The organism is Priestia megaterium, assembly GCF_023824195.1.
Classification (GTDB): Bacteria; Bacillota; Bacilli; order Bacillales; family Bacillaceae_H; genus Priestia; species Priestia megaterium_D.
The window spans coordinates 2710784-2732131 of record NZ_CP085442.1; the positions used below are offsets into that span (position 1 = coordinate 2710784).

The window sequence follows — 21348 nt, forward strand, 5'->3', positions numbered from 1 at the left end:
TCCCATTTTTTAATCTCCACACGGAGCTGGTTCTACTTTTATTTTTGGTGTTATATCTTGATAGTCGAATCCATAAACGTTCTTCACACGCTTAAAGAATTTATGAAATCGCTCATTAGGATGACCTTTTTCTTTATATTCATGGATAATGTTCTCCACTATTTCAACAATGTCATCCGCCGCTATGCCTTCCGCCACAATTTGACCTGAATGCGCATTGCGTCCAACCGTTTTAGCTCCTAAAAATAAATCAAACGCACCTTTTCTATAGACAATACCGATATCTTCTTGAACAGCACCATAACAGGCCATACCGCATCCATTAATACCAAGCTTTAGCTCTTTTGGCATGTCCATTCCCCCGAGGCGTTTTTGTAATTCTTCCGTATGTGGAATAGCATCGCTTTTTTCTCCGTCACAAAAATCACACGCTTTGATTGTGAAGACGTCTCCGACCGGAGATAGTAAAAAGGAAGCTGCTTGGAGCTTTTTAATAATCACATCTGGCTGAGCCGTTGGAATTTGCAGTTTGATTTGATGGTCAGGTGTATACTCCATCGTACCTTTTTCACCAACAACTTCTGCTAGTGTTGTCATTTGAACAGGCGTGAATTTCTTATTTGCAAGTCCTGGACTAACCGCCACTTCGAAAATAGACTGTATTGGCTGGTGTACGACCGCAGAAGTGGTTTCACCTAAAATTGCTTGAAGCGCTTCTTCTGCAAGAGCTCGTGAAGTTGCTTTTTCTTCTCTTGTGTTCTGAACTGCTTCAATAGCTGAAGCTGTTTGCTTTACAGTCTCTTCTTGATCGAGAGCCCATGGTTCTGCTTCTTTTCGAAGTCGCTGATGCGGTCTTAGCGGCTGCTCCGTTTGGTTGAGGGTATATTTCCGCTGATATCCTCGCGGTGTAATCATTAAATCGTCGTAAAAGAACGTAGATGAATTTCCGACAACAACGGTAGTCAGCATTCCAATCTCATGGTTTAACATGTCTTTTAAGTTGGTCATTACGACTTCTTCACGGTCACGATAAGCGCTTTTAACAAGACCAACAGGCGTATCAGGGGAACGGTACTTTAATAGAATCCTTTGCGCTTCAACAATTTGTCTTGTTCGTCTTCCGCTTTTTGGGTTGTAAAAAGCCACTACAAAATCTGCTTGTGCAGCTGCTTCAATTCTTCTTTCGATTAGCTCCCAAGGCGTAAGGTGGTCACTTAAACTAATCGTACAAGCATCATGCATCACGGGCGCTCCAAGGAGAGATGCGCATGAATTAATAGCCGAAATGCCAGGAATTACTTCCAGCTCTACGCCCGTTTCTTTTTTCCAGCCCTTTTCAATCAACACTTCATACACAAGGCCTGCCATTCCGTATACTCCTGCATCTCCGCTTGAAATGACAGCTACGGTTTTGCCTGCTTCAGCTTGCTTTACAGCTTCTTGTGCACGGCTTACTTCTTCGGTCATTCCCGTACTAATAATTTGCTGATTCGTTAACAGTCCTTGAATTAATTCCACATAGGTTTTATAACCAATGATCATATCACTTTCTTGAATGGCTTCTCTTGCTCGCTGTGTAATATGTTCAAAGCTTCCTGGCCCAAATCCAATAACTAACAGTTTACCTTTCATGCTAGCTCCTCCTTTATGCGTTACTTTTTACTTTGTCAATTCCTTCTATGGAGTCACTGTTTTCCGGAGAAACGAAACCATTTTGATCATATTCATAAATAAGCGATTCCTTTATACTGCAACCTCCTGCTAAATGCTCTTCGACAATTCGGTGAGCCACGGTTTCAGTGACCTGCTTGTACCAATCTCCTGAAGGGTACACAATAGCTACAGGAGCATCTTTGCATCGTCCGTTACAGCGCGTACGCGTTGTATGAACCCTTTCATCCAAATCCAGTTCCGTCACTTTATTTCGAATAGCTTGCGTGGCTTCTTCTCCACCTTTTCTCATACAGCTGCTTCCATTACAAATCAATACGTGATGTTTTGTTCCATTTAAGTTCCACGTCGTCACACTCATTCGCTCCTTTACTAAAAAAAGCGACTCTATCAATGATAGAGGCGCAGAAAATTCAAACTAAGTTTTTGCACTTCCACCTATATCCCGTAGGGTAAGCTTCGCATTAGAAAAAGGCTGGTTTCCTGACTTCGATTCATCACTTGATTGCGCCTTCCCCAATACAGTGGCATATGCAATCAGCTCCTCTTCACAGTGGCGGGTACCGCGCTGGCTTCACACCAGACTTCCCATTTAACGCAATGTGAACATTGCGCACCTTTTTTGCACGATATGTAGTTTTACGCTACGAGAAAAACCCGCTTCGCTAATATGCGAGCGGGTAAAACGTCAGAATAAGAGTGTACACGAATGCCACTTTAAACCAACGTCTCCCTTCCCGCTCCCCGGAGAAATAGAAACTTCACAATAAAGACAGGTCTCCTGACTTGTGTATCATTCTACTTGAGAACCTTCCCGTGATTTTTTCACAGTGGTTATACTCGTTCGTCCACACTTACAGTTGCGGGGACAGTACTGGCATTTCACCAGTTTCCCTATTAAGCCTTCTTGGCATCTTTACTGTTGCTGTTTGATATATATGAACCTTTTAAACTATCAGAATAATAGAAGTAACTACCATATCATAGCGTACATTTTTTTTTATTTCAACTCTATTCTTTTCGGAAGATACAAGCATCTATAAAAAAACAAGAGCATAAAATCAGCTCTTGTTTTTTCATTATATAGCTACTAATGTTAAATGAGGATCATTATAATACACGACTTCTGAAAGAACTTTACAGCCATTTGTTTTAGCAAAAGCTTCTCTCGCCTGTTTTTCAGTTTCAAATTCAAACATTTTCATTTCTTTTCCAGCATATACCGTCAGTACCCACATGAAAAGATTCGCCTCCGATTATTGTAGTGATCGCTATATCCACATTATGCCGAAACCATTTCCTTTTGAAAACCCATTCTACAAAACTTGTCACAAGAAACTTTTAAAAATTTAAAAACATTTTAACTTCTGTAAATGAACAAAATGTACAAAAGGTTTAAGCAGTATTATACCTCTTTAAAAAAGGTGCTTTTTTAACCAACTGTTGCTTCACCATTAAAAAAATATATAGTATTTATTTTAAAAAAAGAAGCTGGACAGCCGGCTTCTTTTTTAGGAAAGGAAAGTACAGACATCACAATCCCGTCCTGCTCTTTATTTTGCATAAAAATACACTAATTAAATATTCCTTTCTTAAAGCAGAACCATGTTCGACTGCACATAGTGATAAAGAAGCTTATACGTATGGTTCAATGAATCTTGATGCGTTCTCTCAAACGCATGAGAAGAATCAATTCCTGGACCAATTAAGCCGTGTACGATATCGTGTCCGGCACGAATAGCAGCAGAAGCATCTGATCCGTAAAACGGATAAATATCTAATTTGTACTGAATATCATGCTGCTTAGCTAGCTCCACCAAATGCTTTCTCAAACCGTAATGATAAGGGCCACTTGAATCTTTTACACAAATAGACACGGTGTATTCATCGGTAGATTGTCCATCTCCCATAGCACCCATATCAACCGCTAAGTATTCTACTGTTTGGGGCGTAATGTTAGAATTTCCTCCATACCCTATTTCTTCATTGTTTGAAATAAGAAAGTGCGTGGTGTATGGCAATTCTATTTGTTCTTCTTGAATCGTTTTCATGAGCTGAAGCAATAAAGCTACGCTTGCTTTATCATCAAGATGCCGAGATTTAATAAAACCGCTTTTTGTTATTTCTACACGAGGATCAAACGAAACAAAATCGCCGACTTCAATTCCAAGGGCGCGAACATCTTCTGCACTATGTACTTTTTCATCCATTCGAATTTCTATATTTTCTTGATTTCGCTCAGCTTTTCCTGCATCTTTATACACATGAACAGATGTTTGATGCATAAGGATGGTTCCTGTAAATACTTCTCCTGATGAAGTTTCAATTTCACAATATTCTCCTTCAATAGAATTGTAGCGAAATCCTCCAATCAAGTCGATTTTCAGACGTCCACTCGGTTTGATTTCTTTTATCATAGCACCTAATGTATCGACATGAGCCGTCAGCATGCGGTGGTGATCTGTATCTTTACCGGGAATAGTAACGACTAAGCCTCCTTTTCGATTGCGATACGTTTGAATATTTAGCTCTTTTACATAGTCTTCGACAAATGAAATCACCTTTTCTGTATTTCCAGAAGGACTGGGAATCGAAACAAGCTTTTTAATTAACTGAACAGTTTCCGTCATTATGACACTTCCTTTGTCTCTCATTTCTTTTATTTTACCATATGTTTCAAAAAAGATAACAGGCAGCTCCAAACAAAAAAGCCGGGCAGCTGCCCGGCTTTTTTGTTTTAAACTATGTTTGATTTCTTTAATTCATTTGTATAATTTAATGATTTTTGCTTATCAAACTCGCCTTCAGACTTCGACATTACAATTGCAGCTAAAGCATTTCCTACTACGTTAACCGTAGTACGCATCATATCAAGAATGCGGTCAATTCCTGCAATAAATGCCATGCCTTCAAGAGGGAAGCCCATGGATTCAAGTGTAGCAAGTACAACTACAAACGATGCCCCCGGCACGCCAGCCATTCCTTTTGACGTTAACATTAGGACAAGAAGGAGCTGAATTTGATCCATAATGGAAAGGTCGATGCCGTACATTTGAGCAATAAACAGCGATGCCAGCGCCTGATAAATGGTTGAACCATCTAAGTTAAACGTGTAGCCTGTTGGAATGACGAACGATGTAACCGACTTAGAACAACCGAAGTCTTCCATCTTTTTGATAAGAGAAGGTAAAACAGCTTCTGAACTTGCCGTTGTAAAAGCAAGAAGCAGCTCGTCTTTTAACACTTTTATCAGCGTAAACATGCTTGTTCCAGCCATTTTAGCAATAATTCCAAGAACCACAAGCACAAAGAAAATCATGGTGAAGTAAACGGCGAACACTAATTTTCCTAATGGAATAAGTGATCCGACACCAAACTTTATAATATTAACGCCAATAAGCGCAAATACACCTACTGGAGCAAATTTCATCACCAAATTAGTTACCCAAAACATTGCATCCAAGACGCCTTCAAAAAAGGCTAAAACAGGTTTTCCTCTCTCTCCAATCGAAGCTACGCCTACACCAAACAGTACGGAAAATAAAATGATTGGCAAAAGATCGCCTTCTGCTACCGATTGAAAGACATTTGTCGGAACAATATGAAGAAGCTCCTGAGCAATCCCTGTACTTTCAGACGTTTTTGCCGTTGCCTCATATTGAGAAATATCGCTTTTTTCAATATGTCCCATATCAACCCCTGCACCAGGGTGAAATAAGTTGGCGGCAATAATTCCCACTACAATAGCAATCGTTGTAACAATTTCAAAATAAAGAATTGTTTTTCCGCCAAGCTTACCTAATTTTTTGATGTCGCCTACTCCTGCGACCGCTACGATTAATGCTGAAATCACGATCGGTACGACAATCATCTTAATTAAATGAATAAATATGTCTCCAACTGGCTGTAAAATAGAAATGGCCGTATCGCTTCCGTAAAAGATAGCACCTACAGCTACGCCTAAAATCAGTCCAATTAGAATCTGAGTTGCTAGACCTAACCTTTTCACTTTCTTGCTCCTTTCGCACAGTTAACTTCATCCATCGAGCATATGCGGTTCCACGAACCGTGTATAAATATACACCCTTACAGCATCTTATGTAAACAGCTCTTTACTAAAAGAATGTAAGACCGCACATACGAATTTTTAAAAGTCACGGTTCTGTTTTATCATATCAAATAATTGTTGTATACTGAGATTTTTTCGCTAAGTATTTTTCTATTTTTGCTATTTCAGCGAATAAATTAAAAAAATAAAATTTTATATTGAAATATGCATTTTAGGTTAGTATAATACGATACATGTTTATTTTTATTATTCGAATATAAAATTCTGAAAATTTTAATTATTCATCACAATAATAAAAAGCATTTATAATTTTGGAGGTTTTAACGTGTCAAACAAAGTTCCTTTTTCATTTATAGTGGTTATTGGCTTTATGCTTTTTGCCCTATTCTTCGGTGCAGGTAATTTAATTTTCCCTGCAATGTTAGGTCAGTCTGCCGGAAGTAATATTTGGTCAGCAAATGCTGGATTTTTAGTAACGGGTGTAGGTCTGCCTCTTCTAGGCGTTCTCGCATTTGGTTTTTCCGGAAAAGAAGATCTGCAGTCTTTAGCTAGTCGCGTACACCCAGCTTTCGGTATTATCTTTACTACGATTTTATACTTGGCGATCGGACCGCTTTTTGCAATGCCAAGAACGGGAAGTGTTTCGTTTGAAATTGGCGTTAAGCCTTTTTTATCAGAAAATTCAGGTCACCTTCCCCTTATCATTTTCACGGTAATTTTCTTTACTATTACGTGCTTTTTTTCGCTAAATCCTGCGAAAATTGTCGATTTAGTAGGAAAAGTTTTAACACCTATTAAATTAACGTTTATTGGAATATTGGTAGTTGTAGCCGTTGTGAACCCAATTGGAAAATTTGAAGCACCAAGTGAAGCTTATACAACACACGCATTTTTTAAAGGCTTCCAAGAAGGCTACTTAACGATGGATACACTAGCATCATTTGTTTTTGGAATTATTATTATTAATGCAATTAAAGAAAAAGGAGCAAAAACTAACCGACAAATTATCACAATTTGTGCAAAAGCTACGGCTATCGCTGCCATTATTTTAGCTCTTATTTATAGTGCATTGTCCTATATGGGTGCTTCAAGCGTATCAGAGCTTGGACGTCTTGATAACGGAGGTACGGTTTTGGCTGAAGTATCAAATTACTACTTTGGCTCTTACGGAGGAATTCTTTTAGGTCTGATGATTACCGTTGCTTGTTTAACAACAAGTGTAGGCCTTGTAACATCTTGTTCTTCCTTTTTCCATAAGCTGTTTCCAAATGTTTCTTATAAGTTGATTGCTGTCATTTTATCAGCATTCAGCGCCGTTGTAGCAAACTTTGGTTTAACGGAATTAATCGCTATTTCGGTTCCGGTCTTAACAGCTATTTATCCGTTAGCTATTGTATTAATTGCTTTAACATTCTTACATCCTTTATTTAAAGGACGTTCCGAAGTCTACCAAGTAAGCCTTCTGTTCACGTTTATCGTTAGTTTATTTGACGGCTTAAATGCTGCTGGATTCAAAATTGCGGCAGTAAACGATCTGTTTACATCAATTTTACCTATGTATGGAGTGGGTCTCGGCTGGGTAGTTCCTGCTATTGTAGGAGGATTAATCGGTCTTGGTATTACCTTCTTTCGTACAAATGATAATACGAACAGAAACGCTTCAAGAAAATTGATTAAATAAAAAGAGGGTGCACTCGCATCCTCTTTTTTTTATGGCGTTTTATGAATAAGGAGTTTTTTTCTCCATTAACTTCACTTCTTCTCTTAACACATGTTTTTCATATAGATATTTATCCGTTCGTTGAAAATTATGTTTATCAGCTTTTTCTTTTTCAGATGTGGTCAGAAGCACTCGACTATCAGAAGCATCTGATACTCCAAACGTTGCATTTTGATAAGTAGCATACGGAGCTACAAAGAACACTTCTTCAACAGATTCTCTAGGAACTTCTTTTGTGAAAGTCGTGTCATTGTATGGAATGAATCCATTTGCTACGTCGCCTTTATCATAACTAATCAGCTTTACACAGCCGTTTTCCGTTTCATAACATTCGTAGTCTCGTTCATTATATGCTGCAAACAAACCCTTTCGAATCATAAAAAACAGTCCTTTACATTGGTTTAGCAACGACTGGTACAAATTGTTTTTCTTCCGCCACATAGGTAGCTAAAAGTACTTCTTCCCCATTTACCACTTGGTATAGTTCCGCTCCGTTTGCTGGTGGATAATAGTTATCAAATTTGAACTCTGGAACGGTTTCCCCGTTTCGAGATCCTGTAAACCCATTAAGCGTACATGGAGGTCCATCTGTTGTTTTCCCTCCGAACACAGTTCCGTAGGGAATATCAACGTGGCTTACCGCTTGCGATTTAAATTTGATTACACCGTACGTCGATCCTTCTTCAGGAAACGGCCTTTTGCCTGAACCATCGGTATAATCTAAACGTAAGCTTTCAACAAAATCTTTGTACGAAGTAATATCATGAACATCTTCAGCTTTAGCTACGTACCCTCCCACTGCTGTATAAGATCCATCTACATACTTTTCAATATCTTTAGCAGGGATCGTTTTTTGCAGCAGCGTATCTTTTGTAATGGGAGAAACAGAGTCACGAATAGCCTTCATTACTTCTATTTCATGAGAAGTTAATGTTTTAACATCCTTTAATTTTAGTTCATTAAACTCTTTTTTTGTAAGATTAACGCGCTTCAGCACTTCATTAATTTTTTGATCAAAATCTTCTAAGCTTTCTAAATCTGAAGCCGTATAATGAGCATCAACTATTCTTACATCTTTATGTACTTTTTTAACTTCATTTAATTCATACTGTTCTACTTCATCAGCCGTTTTAAACGTTTCAACGCTTGAAATGGTTGCGCCATTCGTATCAGCTACAACGTAACCGTCTTCAGCTTTGATCACGTATCCGACTTCTCCGTTACCTAACGTAATTAAGTCTGACTGTTGAAGAGCGGCTTTCTCTTTTTCTTTTTGAAATTCCTTATCTGTCATTCCCTTAGTAACGAGAGCTTTAAGTTCTGACGTGTCTTTACTGTCTTTTTGATTTGCTTCTACTTTCTCAGCTGTAACTGATGAAGTTTCTGTATTAGATGAAGAATGACTAACCGTTCCAACTACAAAAATAAGACCAAACACAATCCCTATGCCATACAAAAATTTACTTGTTTTATGAGCTCTAAATAAAATCCCTAACACAATACAAACAATACCTGCAATCAAGCTATCTACTAATAATAGATGTCCCAACCAAACCCCTCCTCTTTAATTCTTGTTTATGTTAAAAAAATCCATAAAAGAAGTCAATACAATTAATGTAAATAAAGTTTTAAATAGGAATATATTCATAATTATTACTAATTAATCCCTTTTAGTAGGTCTCAAAAATAAAACACACCATCTAAAATAGATGGTGTGTGAAGTATAGTAAGTAATTAAGAAATTTGTTTAAGTTCTGATGAGAGTTTTAAAAACTCTTCTTTATTTTTCATCAATAGCGTGCGGTCGATTTCTTCTTTTAGCTGTGCTTTACGAAATTCTGCAATCGCCTTGTCTAAAATCATCTCAGCGAATAATGCATCAAGCACCTTTCCGTTGGATTTTTGCGGTGAATTAAGTAAATTCTTTTTCATAAGAAATCAACTCCTTGGCTTTTTTATAATATAACACAAATATTCTGACTTTTCAATCATTTAAACCAAGTATTTTAAATCTATTTTTTTCCACATAAAAAGGCCGCCCTTTTGTTATAAAGCGCGGCCTTTTATTACGAATCTGCGGCTTCTTCTTTTACTTCCGCATAGTAGTTTTCATATTCAATAAATTCAGGAGCTTGATGAGCTGCCATGATACCGTGGTAGCTGATATCTAAGCCTACTTCTTCTTCTTCTTCCGTAGATCGAAGCGGAACCACCAAGGAAATAACCTTTAACCCTATCCACGTCGTAACAAATCCCCAAGCGCATAGAGCGATTAACCCAAGAAGTTGAACACCAAGTAACGTCCAGCCTCCTCCTGTAAACACACCGCCGTCTGTAGAAAACAAACCCACAGCCAACGTGCCCCATATTCCCGAAGCAGCGTGTACAGGAAAAGCTCCTACAGGATCGTCAATTTGACGTGCTTCGAGCCAATTTGTAGCTGCCATCATTAATAAGCCAGATACAGCTCCAATAAAAATAGCAGATGGTGTGTTAACAAAAGCGCACCCGGCCGTAATGCCAACCAGTCCGGCAAGCGATCCATTTATCACAGAAGGTGCATCTGAACGGTTGTAGCGAAATAAAGTATAAAATAAAGTAGCTGCTCCGCCTGCTGCTGCTGATAACATTGTGACAATAGCAATGTGACCAATTCTAACGTCAGTGGCACTTAGCGTACTTCCTGCATTAAACCCGAACCATCCAAACCATAATAAAAAAGCACCCACTGATGCAAGCGGCAGATTGCTGGGAAGAGAAACAGAACTAATTCCATTTTTCGTGAACTTCCCTTTTCTCGGTCCAATCATTATTGCAGCTGCTAACGCTGAAAAACCGCCTAGAGCATGGATAACTGCCGAACCGGCAAAATCAAGCATCCCTAACTTACTAATCCATCCGCCTCCCCAAATCCAGTGGCCGGCTATAGGATAAATAAATGTAGTCATCAAAATCGCATATAAAAGGTATGCACGGAAATTAATTCGTTCTGCTACCGCTCCAGAAACGATAGAAATGACCGCAATAACAAACGCACATTGAAACAACCAAAATGTTTCAAGCCCAATTGGAATGTCAAGGTGCGATAAATCACCTGATAGCGCAAAACCGCTTTTACCGACAACTCCACCTAAATCATCTCCGTACATTAATCCAAAACCAATTAAATAGAAACAAAGCGTTCCTATTGTAATATCAGCGAATACTTTCATAATAATATTCACGCTATTTTTATAGCGGACAAAACCTGCCTCTAGCAAGGCAAAGCCGCCTTCCATTAACAAAATCATCGCGGCTGTTAACACAACCCACGTCGTATTTATACCTAAACTTAGTTCATTAACACTCATATCCCAACGCCTCCACTGCTTTTTAATCGTTTTATTTCTTGTACAATAGCAGGCGAAAGCGTAATTTCACTTGTTTCTTCATTTTCTGCTTTTATTAATTCAAGAACTTCATGAAGTTCTCGCATTTGTGCTTTAAGGTGATCAATTTTTTTAAAGCGTTCCTTTACGTATACCATATATTCGACCGCTTGATGATGACTTAAAGGACGCCCGGTAAAAAATTTTCGAAACGGTGATAGTGATTGATACCAAGCTTCTTCAGCACGTTTCTTCTCTTCGTATTTACTAATTTTCGTTTTTATATCTTCTATTTCTTGTGCTTTAGCTTCTTTTAACTTCATTATAAATTCAATTAATTTTAATTGAGGCAATGTAATGACCACATTATGATAAAGTTCATCCACTATAACCATGTTATATCTCCTTACATAAGATGTTATATTTTGATTATATGTAGAACACTATAGTAAGTCAATGTAATTTTTTGAAAACTCTTTAAATAGTAAATGCGCCCTATCTTTTTAATACTTATAGAATATTAAGTTCGTATGTGTTGAAATATGACGTTATTTGTTTTATCGTAGGAAGAGGAATCATGTTAGTTCCCTAGTTTAATTTTATTTACCTAGGCAATTATTCGCTTTATTTTTTATAAACTTTTATTAAACAAAGGGTTACGAGGTTCTTCGCTTATTTTTTCAACGAAATGAGTTGATTTTATCTCGTATTAAAATTAAAATAGAATTATGTGCAAGATTTCACAACTTCACAATGTAGTTTGAAAGTCTAGCAGATAACTAGGAACTACATATGCAACAGTATCCAGCAAAGGAGGACTTTTCATGTCTCAATCAACTATTCAAAAATCAGCTGCAGAGGAAAATGCTGCTGTACAAACAGAAGCGGCAGTTAACAAAGGTCAAGCGGATGTGTTAGATCAATTGTTAAAGCCTGAAGTACAAGAAGCTCTTACTGTTCTTGTAGATAATTTACCAAAATTATCTGAAATGGTAACGGTGCTTACAAAAACTTACGACGTTGCGCAATCATTATTAACTGACGACGTATTAAAAGAAGATCTACTTGGTGGAGTAAAAGAATTTATCGAGCCAGTAGAAGGAACAGTAAAAGGTCTTGCAGCTACTGCAATCGAAGCAAACGATCGTGCAGAAGCAAATGCTTCTAATTCAATCGGTTTATTCGGTTTATTACGCATGCTTAAAGATCCACAAGCTCAAAAACTATTCCGCTTTGCACAAGCGTATTTAGACATTACAAACGAAAAACAAAAATAATTTTCATTAAAAAGTGTGGACGGAGGATCGACTATGTCAAAACATATTTTAATTTTAGGCGGCGGTTACGGTGGTTTATTAACTGCAATGACAGCTCGCCAACACCTAAGTGCGGATGAAGCAAAAATTACAGTAGTGAACCGTTTTGCTACTCACCAAATCATTACAGAATTACACCGTCTAGCTGTAGGCGGCGTTTCTGAACAAGCGGTAGCTTTACCACTTGATAAATTACTTAAAAACTACAACGTTGATTTAAAAATTGCAACGGTAAAAGAAATCTCACCAGATCAACGTGAAGTATCTCTTGAAGATGGTACAAAATTAAGCTACGACTACCTTGTTACAGCTTTAGGTAGTGAAACTGCTTACTTCGGTATCCCTGGTTTAGAAGAGCACAGCTTCGTTCTTAAATCAGTAAATGATGCAAACCGTTTACGTGCACACGTAGAAGCTTGTATCGCTGAATACAGCAAAACAAAAAATAAAGCTGACGGTACAATCGTAGTTGGCGGCGGCGGATTAACAGGTATCGAACTTGTTGGTGAATACGCTGACTTAATGCCAAGCCTATGTCTAAAACACGGTGTTGATCCAAAAGAAATTTCTCTATACTGTGTAGAAGCAGCTCCTACAGTTCTTCCAGGCTTCCCTGCTGAATTAGTAGAGCGCGCTCAATCAAGCTTAACAAAACGTGGCGTTACATTCGTTACTGGTACACCTGTAACAAAAATGGATGCTACAACTGTTGAACTTAAAGACGGCAGCAAAATTGAAACAAAAACAATGGTATGGACTGGCGGAGTTCAAGGTAACTCTGTAGTTGCTAACTCAGGTATCGAAGTAAACCGCGGTCGTGCACTTGTAAATGAATTCTTACAATCTACATCTCATAAAGATGTATTCCTTGCTGGTGACTCAGCAGTTGTAATGGGTCCAGAAGGTCGCCCTTACCCACCTACTGCTCAATTAGCTTGGCAAATGGGTGAAGTTGTAGGCGTGAACTTAGCAGTAGCTATTCGCGGCGGAGCAATGGAATCATTCGTTCCTGTCTTCTCTGGTACACTAGGAAGTCTTGGACGCAAAGATGCAATTGGTACAATCGGCGGAAACAAAACGCAATTAAAAGGTTTACCAGCATCACTTATGAAAGAAGCAAGTAACGTTCGTTACTTATCTCATATCAAAGGATTATTCGCATTAGCTTATTAATCCGTCTTAAAACGAAAGAGGAATTCTCCTCTTTCGTTTTTTTATTTACATAAGCCAAGAAATAAGAAGCGGCAGCGTAACCAACGATAAAATAGCACTAATGACAAAAGCAGATGCCGTTTCGTTTTCCAAGCTTTCAAACCGCAAAGCAATCATCGCAGCTACAGCAGACCCAGGAAAAGCTACCAGTAAAATAGCTTTTGTCACTTCATCTGAAGACAACCCTATCCATACTGCAATTCCAAGCATAACGATGGGTTGAACCGCTACTTTTAAGACAGCGATCCCAAGCGCACCTTTACTGAAGTTAATTTTTCCAATTCCAATCGTTACTCCTACCGCAAATAAAGCCGCTCCCGATGTGATACTTCCGATTTGATCAAGCATATCCTGTAAAAGTTTAGGTGACTGAAAGCCGCAAAGCGTTAAAATTACTCCAATTAACGGTACACATGCCAAAGGCTCAGATAAACCATGCAAAATGGAATGAACCGTTACTTTAAATAAACTTGTTTTCTCTCCCCCTTCTTTTCGTCCCCGTTGTCCAACGGTTCCTAAAATCGTTGCCAGCGGATCTAAAATCGCATTTACAACAATTCCGGTTATGGCAATTGGAATCGCTACTGCGCCTGCACCGAACAATCCTCCGAGTACTGGAATGCCCATAAAAGCAAACGTTGGCTGAGCTGAGTTTAGGGCAAACATAGAAGAGGCAGTTAACGTATACTTCCCTGCATACTTCACGATGAGCAATATAATGAGATAAAACCCGACGATTCCCAAAATCAGCGCTACTAAAAACGGCCATTCGTCTATGAGTGTTTTTCTTGGTGTTGTCGTTACACCTACAAATAAGTGTGCAGGAAGCGCAAACTTCGTTACTAATGTGTTGAGCCCCTTAGACGTTTGCTTATCAAATTTTTTAAAATGCCCTGCTAAATAACCAAGCAAAATGACAAAAAAGATAGGCGCGAGAATGAGAAAAATTTGACCTATGCTCATTTATCATTCACCTCATTCATTTTTTGCCTTAACCGGTTTATAAACAGGCTGCCATACCGCTGCTTCTACAAGTTCATTTACATTTTGCTCGGTAACAGTTGCTACGTTATCTTTTACAGCAGCATCGGCAACTGCTACAGCAACCGCCTTTGATACTTTTTGAAGATCTTTAATGTTGGGAAGAAGCGTATCTCCTTTTGTGTCTGTTTCTGCTATACGCGCTACTGCATTGGCTGCTTCTGCAAACATAGATTCAGTAAACTTTTGAGCGCGAACCACAATTGCACCTAAACCAAGACCAGGAAACACAAACGCATTATTAGCCTGTCCGATTTCATAAGTGTGTCCGTTATATTCAACGGGTTCAAATGGACTTCCCGTTGCAATAAGGGCTTTTCCTTCCGTCCATTTTATAATATTTTCCGGAACAGCTTCAGCAAGTTTAGTTGGGTTTGAAAGCGGCATAATCACCGGGCGCTCTACATGTTTTGCCATTTCTTTAATAATTTCTTCGGTAAAAGCATCCGTGACGCCTGACGTTCCAATTAAAATCGTTGGCTTCACTTGCTTGACAAGCTCCAACAGTGAAATTTTATTTTCATCGTCTTTTTCCCATTCTTTAATCTCTTCATTTTGGCGAACATATGGCTGTTGAAAAGGAGCTAAATCTTCCATATCTTCGGTTAACAGACCTCTGTAATCATATGCCCAAAAACGATCATATGCTTCTTCTTCAGACAGCCCTTCAAGCATCATCGCACTATGAATACGATCAGCATTCCCAATTCCAGCAGATCCCGGTCCAAATACAACAACCCGCTGATCTTTTAAAGGCGTTCCTGTAATACGCACGGCTGTTAAAACGGCTGCAAGAGTAATTACTCCCGTTCCTTGAATATCATCATTAAACGTTAAAATTTTATCGCCGTATTCTTTCATAATGTGACGCGCGTTAATATTCCCAAGATCCTCCCAATGAAGAAGCGCTTTAGGAAACTTGGTCGTTATTTCTTTTACAAATTGAGCAATAAAGCGATTATAGTCTTCTCCTTTTACTCGTTCATGACGATTTCCTAAATACAAAGGATCTTCAAGAAGCTTTTTGTTATTGGTCCCCATGTCAAGAACAACAGGCAGTACGCGGCTTGGGTCAATTCCTGCTGCAGCTGTGTAGACCGCTAACTTTCCAACTGCAATATTTATTCCTCCTACACCCCAGTCCCCGATGCCGAGAATACTTTCTGAATCCGTTACAACAAGCAAATCAATATCTTCGCTGTCGAGTCCTAAGTTTTCAATCGCATCACTTAATCGATCCGCTTCATTTACAGATAAATATAGTCCGTCAGGTCGATGGTATTCATGGCTGTATTCTTGGATGGATTGACCTACAGTAGGCGTGTAAATAATAGGAAGCATTTCACTTAAATGATCGGTTAATAAACGATAAAATAAGACGACGTTCCGGTTATGTAGATCATTCAACGAATTATTTTTTTGAAGATCATTCGGTGCTTTTTTGAACTGCTCATATGCTCTTTTCACCTGTTCTTCTAACGTTAAAACCGTTGGAGGAAGAAGTCCCTGCAGATGAAGGTTTTCTCTTTCTTCTTCAGTAAAAGCAGAACCTTTATTTAAATAAGAAGTGGATAAAACTGATTTTCCTTTTAGTGAAGTTGAAATTGCCCCATCTTTTTCTACTTTATATGCTCTCATGTTTTTTTACCTCTTTTCCTAAACAATTAGATAGGGTTAGGTTCAGCAAAGAGATATATTTTTAACCATTTATTTTTAATGAAAACACAAAAAGAGATTGAGACATAACTATATCAACCTAATTTAAAGACGAACAAACGGGATAAATGAGCTAGTATGGATCACTTGTTACAACACTTTTGATTTCCGTGCATGACTTCGCTTTCTTCGGGAGTCTTCGCCTTGCCCTCCAATCCACAGCTAGAAGCAACTACATACATAAAACCTGCGTTCACTCTAACAATAAAAAAATCCGAACGATTCATCGTTCGGATCTTCCTTAAACGAAAATACGTTTTTCCCCGCCTCGTTTTTTATACCACGCTATAGTCTTCTTGCTCACTTTCTGAGTAATTAGGTGGCTGTATATGTGAAGGCACAAGACACTCATAGCTTTCCCCTTCTAGCCTACCCTCTAGCTCTTGTTTAGCTTGACTAATCAGCTCTTGATTTTCTATCATTTCAATCGCCGTAGCCGCGATGGCCTTTCCAGCCAATAACATCGCATTATGAGCATACTCCGTTTTCCCTTGAGCAACAGCTTGCCATGTATGAAACGGCGTAGCATAAGCCCACGTTGCGGTCACACACTGTGCAGTTGGAACATTCCAGCTAACGTCTGCGACATCAGTTGATCCTGTCATAAAGGAAACATTTTTAGACATAGGAGCAATTTGGTTGAAGACTGGATGATTCGCTAAAGCTTTGTCTAGCAGTGAACCCACTTGTTTTTTTGCTGTTTCTTTATCTTCAGCGGATGTAGACTCGTAAATAGCTTTGGCAAAAGCTATTTCTTCTTGTTTCACTTCAGCCAAATTTATCTGCATCATTTGCTTATGCATAAGCTGCTCCATTGTTTGATTTGGAATTAGATTAGCGCAGGCTCCTTGAATTTCCTGTTCCATTTGTGTTTCAGTCATTAAAGCCGCTCCCTTTGCAATTTTCACAACCCGTTCATAAAGTTCTTTTACTTGAGATGACTTTGGAGCACGAATTAAGTACATGACTTCGGCTTCTGCTTGAACAACATTAGGAGAGATGCCTCCGCTGTTTGTAATGGCATAGTGTACGCGCGCTTCATCTATCATATGCTCACGCATATAATTCACGCCAATATTCATCAACTCTACAGCGTCTAAAGCGCTTCTGCCAAGATGAGGACTAGCAGCTGCATGACTGCTTCTTCCTTTAAATTTAAAAGTTGCTTGCATAACCGCATTCGATGACGTATGCATAACACCATTAACGGTAGCCGGATGCCATGAAAACGCGACGTCTACATCTTGAAAAAATCCTTCTCGTACCATATACGTCTTTCCGTAACCACTTTCTTCGGCTGGACATCCATAGTATCGAACGGTCCCCGGAACATTTTTTTCTTTTAAATATTCTTTGACAGCAAGTGCAGCTGCTAGTGAGCCTACTCCAAGTAGGTTATGTCCACACCCATGGCCATTTCCGTTTTTTTTGACTGGATCTGCTGCTGCGCACTTATCTTTTTGACTCAGCCCTGTAAGCGCATCGTATTCACCGAGAATAGCGATGATCGGATAACCGTGCCCGTAGCTTCCAATAAAACCTGTTTCAAGGTTGGCGATATGTGTACGAAGCGTAAACTCTTCTTTTTCTAACATGTCGCAGATCAGCTGTGCCGACTTATACTCTTCAAACCTTGTTTCTGCATATTCCCATATTTGATCACTGATTTGAGTTAGCTCGTTTCGCTTTTTTTCAATAAGTTTTTCGACTTCTTTTATAATATCCATGAAACCCTCTCCTTTTTTCTTCATTATTTAACAGCGTTTTGTGTTTCCAATACCACTTTTGCAGGTCGAATCGAAAACAACGAAATAGCACAGACAAGAGCGCAGATAATTAATAAAGCAAATGCTGCATTATACGACCCGCCAAACGATTGTACTAAAAAGCCAATGAGCATCGGTGTTAATACGCCGGCTGCTTGAGCTCCTGTATTAATAAAACCATTTGCTGAACCGACCACTGATTCAGGCAACATTTTTAAAGGAGCTGAAGCGATTAAAATCACATTAAACGAAAACAGTAAAGTGACTGCACTTTGAAAAACGATAAACATGCCTACGCTAGGTGAAATGGCCATTAAGCAAAGAAAAACGCCCATCAGTAAGCCAAACACCGCCGCTATCGTCTTGTCTTTTCCATCCGGAAGCTTGTCTAAAACAAAGCCGCTAACAAACATCCCGATAATACCTACAAATGCTGGGATAGCGGAAAGAAAACCAATGTCCGTTAAATTTAAATGTCGTACTTCGGCTAGATATGTAGGCATCCACGACATGAGTCCCCAGTTAATGGCGTAAATACTGAAGTATGCAATAAATAAATTCCAAATCATCGGAGTTTTGACAATTTCTTTTAATGTCATCTGCTTAGCTGGAATAGCAGATACCTCTCTTTTTCCTCTCTGCTGCTTTTCTTTTAATAAAAATACAAACAGTATCGTAATAACGAGCCCGATGGCTCCTATGATATAAAAGATACTTCTCCAGCTTATCGTTTGCATCAGCTGCGTCGCTAGAATCGGTGTAACCACGCCCATAATCGTACCTGACGATAACAAAAAGGACATGGCTCTACTGCGTTCTTGCTGAGGAAACCACCCTGCGATTCCTTTTGATGCAGATGGAAAATAGCTCCCTTCCCCTAATCCAAATAAAAAGCGAATGATAATGATAGAAGCAAAAGACCAGGCCATTCCGGTAAAAACCGTAAACAAAGACCATAAAAGCACGGCAATTGTAATGACTTTTTTAAATCCAAAGCGATCTGCTAGCCATCCACCAGGTATTTGCATCAGTGCATAGCCTGCAAAGAAACTGCTTAAAATGATGCCTGTAGAAGAGGCATTAAGATGTAAATCTTTTGAAATATCTAAAATAGCGTAATTAATAATAAAACGATCTAAGTTTCCAAGCGACCAGCCTAAAAATAATAAAAATAAAATGACGTATTTCCAGTTCGACCTTGCTAGCATAAATGCGCTCATCTCCTTTTTATTCCATTTAATGTAATGTTTTGTAACAAATCGATTCGTTATATAAATATTAAAAAATTCTGACTATTTTTTCAATGTGTATTTCTATATAATAAGAACTATAACTATGTATTTTTTTACATTAAGTAGTCTATAAGGGGTTGTTAACATGAGTGATTTATTAGCTAATATGAAAGGTTATCTTACATCCATTATCAAAAACAGTTCTTATCAAATTTGGGCAAGTATTGATTCTGCAAATTTTAACGTGATTTTTTCCAGTTCTTCATGCTCATCCCTGACTTATACTCCTCCCACTAGCCTACATAACGGCAGTGATTCCTTTCAAAAGCATACGACATATGAAGAGTTCGAAGAATTTTACTTATCCTTTCCAAATCGCTATGCGTTTGTTGTTCGCATATTTTCTAAGCATGACTGGACACCCCAACAAATAAAACAGCTATCGGCTAACTTTTCTCCTTATGTACTGCAAAAAAAGCTAGAGCGGCATGAGCACATTTTGAACGTGCTTATGAAAAGCATTAAGGAAATCTCACTTTTACAAGACTCTGATTATCTATTAACAAGGATTCTGGAAAATGCTCTTTCAGTTATTTCTGTTGCGGATATGGGCGTGCTGTGGATGTTTGATTCTTCCACTCAATTTCTTTTGCCTCGCGCCTGGTCCGGGGGGCCAAATAATAAAATTCAAAACATGAAAATGAAAGTTGGCGAAGGAATTATCGGAAAGACATTTCAGCATAATAAAAGCTATATGTATACGAACTTAAAGGATATATTACGCGATTCTTCTACTATGACTGACGACAATATTCATTATCTTAATCAGTCCTATACGTTTACAAACATTCAATCTATTATTTCTGTCCCAATTTGTATGGAAGAACAAACGGTATGCGTACTCATTATTTATCAAAACGGTACAACCCCTCTTTTAAATGAAGAGGATAAAGAATTGTTAGAAAGCTTTTCCGATCAAGTATCGATTGCTCTCTTAAACTCAGCGCTTTTTGAAGATGTAAAAAACCAAAATGAACTTTTAATACGCCGCGATCAAATTCATCGCACATTCATGAATGTTTCACTTCAAAGTAAAGGAATTGAACCAATCCTTACGGAATTACGCCGAATGGTTACGTCTCCTGTGACCATTGTAGATTTTGTTGATAATAAAACCTATGGCTCTTTAAAGTTCCTTGATGTAGATGCAAAAACAGCTGAATTTCACACGCATTTTCTTTTGCATACAAAACCTTGCTTTTATACTATTGAGGCAAACAATCAGACGCACAGTGTTTACATTCAACCGATACACGGCATTGACACGCTCTTAGGGTTAGTTATTATACAGGCAAATCAAGGAGATCTTTCCTCTCTAAATCAAGTGGCACTTGAGCAAAGCAGCTCTGTTATTGCACTAGAAATGCTGAAAAAACAAACGTTGGTCGATTTATTTTACAAGCGAACGCATGAATTATTTAGTGAATACTTATCATGTTATGACACCACTTTGCTATATCAAAAAGCAAATGAGTTAAACGTTGATACAAAAAAGCATATTCTAGTCGCTATCATTACCATTCGTTCACAGGCTGATCTCCAACTCTTAAACTTACATCTTCATCGCCTTGTGTCTGACATCAAATCTGTTTTTACTTCAAAAGCGCCGGTCGTATACGGATTCGACACCAAAGTAACCCTTGTATTTACGCTTGATCCTCATGAAGAACACCGTGCTATTATCAAACAATTAGAAGATTTACTCTCAAAATGGCGTTACTACAATGAATGTCATGTAAAAATAGGGATTGGAAATCGTTATTCTCACTTTACCCAAATAGGAAAAAGTTATAGTGAAGCTGAAAAAGCTATCTCTTACCTTCTGTCTCAGCAGCAAGATGGATGCATATTGTATGAGGAAATAGGGATTAACCGGCTATTTATTAATCAATCGAAAGAAGAAGTAAAAACCTTTATTGATGAAGTATTTGTTCCTCTTAAAAACAATCACTTGAATGATGAACCTTTAGAGCAAACACTAGAAGCGTACTTTGATAATAACCGTTCTGCTTCACTTACAGCTAAGCAGCTTCATATTCATGTTAATACACTCTATCAGCGGTTGAAAAAAATTGAAGAAAAAATGAACATATCATTTACAAACAGTGAACACCTATTAAAAGTTCAGCTAGCATGCTATTTGAAAAAATTTCACTACAGCTAAAAAACCGATTCTT

The 21348-nt window shown here is 38.3% G+C and carries 19 protein-coding genes and 2 riboswitches; of the genes, 4 read left to right on the top strand and 15 right to left on the bottom strand.

Annotated features, from left to right (window positions below; all coding sequences use genetic code 11):
• Positions 1-9: 9 nt before the first annotated feature.
• From cobJ to LIS78_RS13765, 5 genes are all read right to left on the bottom strand, one after another.
• Complete coding sequence (cobJ, locus tag LIS78_RS13745) at positions 10-1632, bottom strand: precorrin-3B C(17)-methyltransferase (protein ID WP_195783024.1); 1623 nt, start codon at positions 1630-1632, stop codon at positions 10-12.
• Between the two features lie 13 nt (positions 1633-1645).
• Positions 1646-2026 carry a (2Fe-2S) ferredoxin domain-containing protein gene (locus LIS78_RS13750; protein WP_195783023.1) on the bottom strand — a complete coding sequence of 127 codons (381 nt, stop codon included), beginning with the start codon at positions 2024-2026 and terminating at the stop codon, positions 1646-1648.
• A gap of 101 nt (positions 2027-2127) precedes the next feature.
• Positions 2128-2307, bottom strand: a riboswitch (cobalamin riboswitch).
• Between the two features lie 118 nt (positions 2308-2425).
• Positions 2426-2604, bottom strand: a riboswitch (cobalamin riboswitch).
• Between the two features lie 146 nt (positions 2605-2750).
• Positions 2751-2909 (bottom strand): hypothetical protein, encoded by a 159-nt coding sequence (locus LIS78_RS13755; protein WP_013057318.1) that lies wholly within the window; start codon positions 2907-2909, stop codon positions 2751-2753.
• A gap of 354 nt (positions 2910-3263) precedes the next feature.
• Positions 3264-4301 (bottom strand): M42 family metallopeptidase, encoded by a 1038-nt coding sequence (locus LIS78_RS13760; RefSeq protein WP_252283788.1) that lies wholly within the window; start codon positions 4299-4301, stop codon positions 3264-3266.
• Between the two features lie 107 nt (positions 4302-4408).
• Positions 4409-5680: a cation:dicarboxylate symporter family transporter gene (locus LIS78_RS13765; protein WP_195783021.1), complete on the bottom strand. Its 1272-nt coding sequence runs from the start codon at positions 5678-5680 to the stop codon at positions 4409-4411.
• 385 nt (positions 5681-6065) lie between these two features.
• On the opposite strand from LIS78_RS13765, the gene brnQ reads away from it, so the two are divergent.
• Positions 6066-7421 (top strand): branched-chain amino acid transport system II carrier protein, encoded by a 1356-nt coding sequence (gene brnQ / locus LIS78_RS13770; RefSeq protein ID WP_252283789.1) that lies wholly within the window; start codon positions 6066-6068, stop codon positions 7419-7421.
• 39 nt (positions 7422-7460) lie between these two features.
• On the opposite strand, the gene LIS78_RS13775 is transcribed toward brnQ, so the two are convergent.
• The 5 genes from LIS78_RS13775 to LIS78_RS13795 form a co-directional block, all read right to left on the bottom strand.
• Positions 7461-7838, bottom strand: a complete 378-nt coding sequence (locus LIS78_RS13775) for a UCP033725 family protein (RefSeq protein WP_252283791.1) — start codon at positions 7836-7838, stop codon at positions 7461-7463.
• A gap of 13 nt (positions 7839-7851) precedes the next feature.
• Positions 7852-9009 (bottom strand): hypothetical protein, encoded by a 1158-nt coding sequence (locus LIS78_RS13780; RefSeq protein WP_252283792.1) that lies wholly within the window; start codon positions 9007-9009, stop codon positions 7852-7854.
• A 185-nt stretch (positions 9010-9194) separates the two neighbouring features.
• A complete protein-coding gene (locus tag LIS78_RS13785) occupies positions 9195-9392 on the bottom strand; it encodes an IDEAL domain-containing protein (RefSeq protein ID WP_013057324.1) in 198 nt (65 codons plus the stop codon).
• A 134-nt stretch (positions 9393-9526) separates the two neighbouring features.
• Positions 9527-10810: an ammonium transporter gene (locus LIS78_RS13790; protein WP_252283793.1), complete on the bottom strand. Its 1284-nt coding sequence runs from the start codon at positions 10808-10810 to the stop codon at positions 9527-9529.
• Complete coding sequence (locus LIS78_RS13795; protein ID WP_252283794.1) at positions 10807-11223, bottom strand: hypothetical protein; 417 nt, start codon at positions 11221-11223, stop codon at positions 10807-10809. Before LIS78_RS13795 ends, LIS78_RS13790 begins: the two co-directional genes overlap by 4 nt.
• 429 nt (positions 11224-11652) lie before the next feature.
• Between LIS78_RS13795 and LIS78_RS13800 the strand changes: the two genes are divergently transcribed.
• Positions 11653-12105: a DUF1641 domain-containing protein gene (locus LIS78_RS13800; RefSeq protein ID WP_013057327.1), complete on the top strand. Its 453-nt coding sequence runs from the start codon at positions 11653-11655 to the stop codon at positions 12103-12105.
• A gap of 33 nt (positions 12106-12138) precedes the next feature.
• On the top strand, positions 12139-13317 hold the full coding sequence (locus LIS78_RS13805) for an NAD(P)/FAD-dependent oxidoreductase (RefSeq protein ID WP_013057328.1): 1179 nt from the start codon (positions 12139-12141) through the stop codon (positions 13315-13317).
• Between the two features lie 45 nt (positions 13318-13362).
• On the opposite strand, the gene LIS78_RS13810 is transcribed toward LIS78_RS13805, so the two are convergent.
• The 5 genes from LIS78_RS13810 to LIS78_RS13830 all read right to left on the bottom strand — a co-directional run bounded on the left by LIS78_RS13810 (position 13363) and on the right by LIS78_RS13830 (position 19087).
• Positions 13363-14319: an AEC family transporter gene (locus LIS78_RS13810; RefSeq protein ID WP_195783017.1), complete on the bottom strand. Its 957-nt coding sequence runs from the start codon at positions 14317-14319 to the stop codon at positions 13363-13365.
• A 12-nt stretch (positions 14320-14331) separates the two neighbouring features.
• Positions 14332-16035: an NAD-dependent malic enzyme gene (locus tag LIS78_RS13815; protein WP_252283796.1), complete on the bottom strand. Its 1704-nt coding sequence runs from the start codon at positions 16033-16035 to the stop codon at positions 14332-14334.
• 161 nt (positions 16036-16196) lie between these two features.
• Positions 16197-16340 carry a hypothetical protein gene (locus LIS78_RS13820; protein ID WP_252283797.1) on the bottom strand — a complete coding sequence of 48 codons (144 nt, stop codon included), beginning with the start codon at positions 16338-16340 and terminating at the stop codon, positions 16197-16199.
• 48 nt (positions 16341-16388) lie between these two features.
• Positions 16389-17840, bottom strand: coding sequence for a M20 family metallopeptidase (locus LIS78_RS13825; protein WP_252283798.1), 1452 nt, complete (start codon positions 17838-17840; stop codon positions 16389-16391).
• Between the two features lie 23 nt (positions 17841-17863).
• Positions 17864-19087, bottom strand: coding sequence for an MFS transporter (locus tag LIS78_RS13830; protein ID WP_209149848.1), 1224 nt, complete (start codon positions 19085-19087; stop codon positions 17864-17866).
• Positions 19088-19256: 169 nt separating this feature from the next.
• On the opposite strand from LIS78_RS13830, the gene LIS78_RS13835 reads away from it, so the two are divergent.
• Positions 19257-21335, top strand: a complete 2079-nt coding sequence (locus LIS78_RS13835) for a helix-turn-helix domain-containing protein (protein WP_252283800.1) — start codon at positions 19257-19259, stop codon at positions 21333-21335.
• Positions 21336-21348 lie beyond the last annotated feature (13 nt).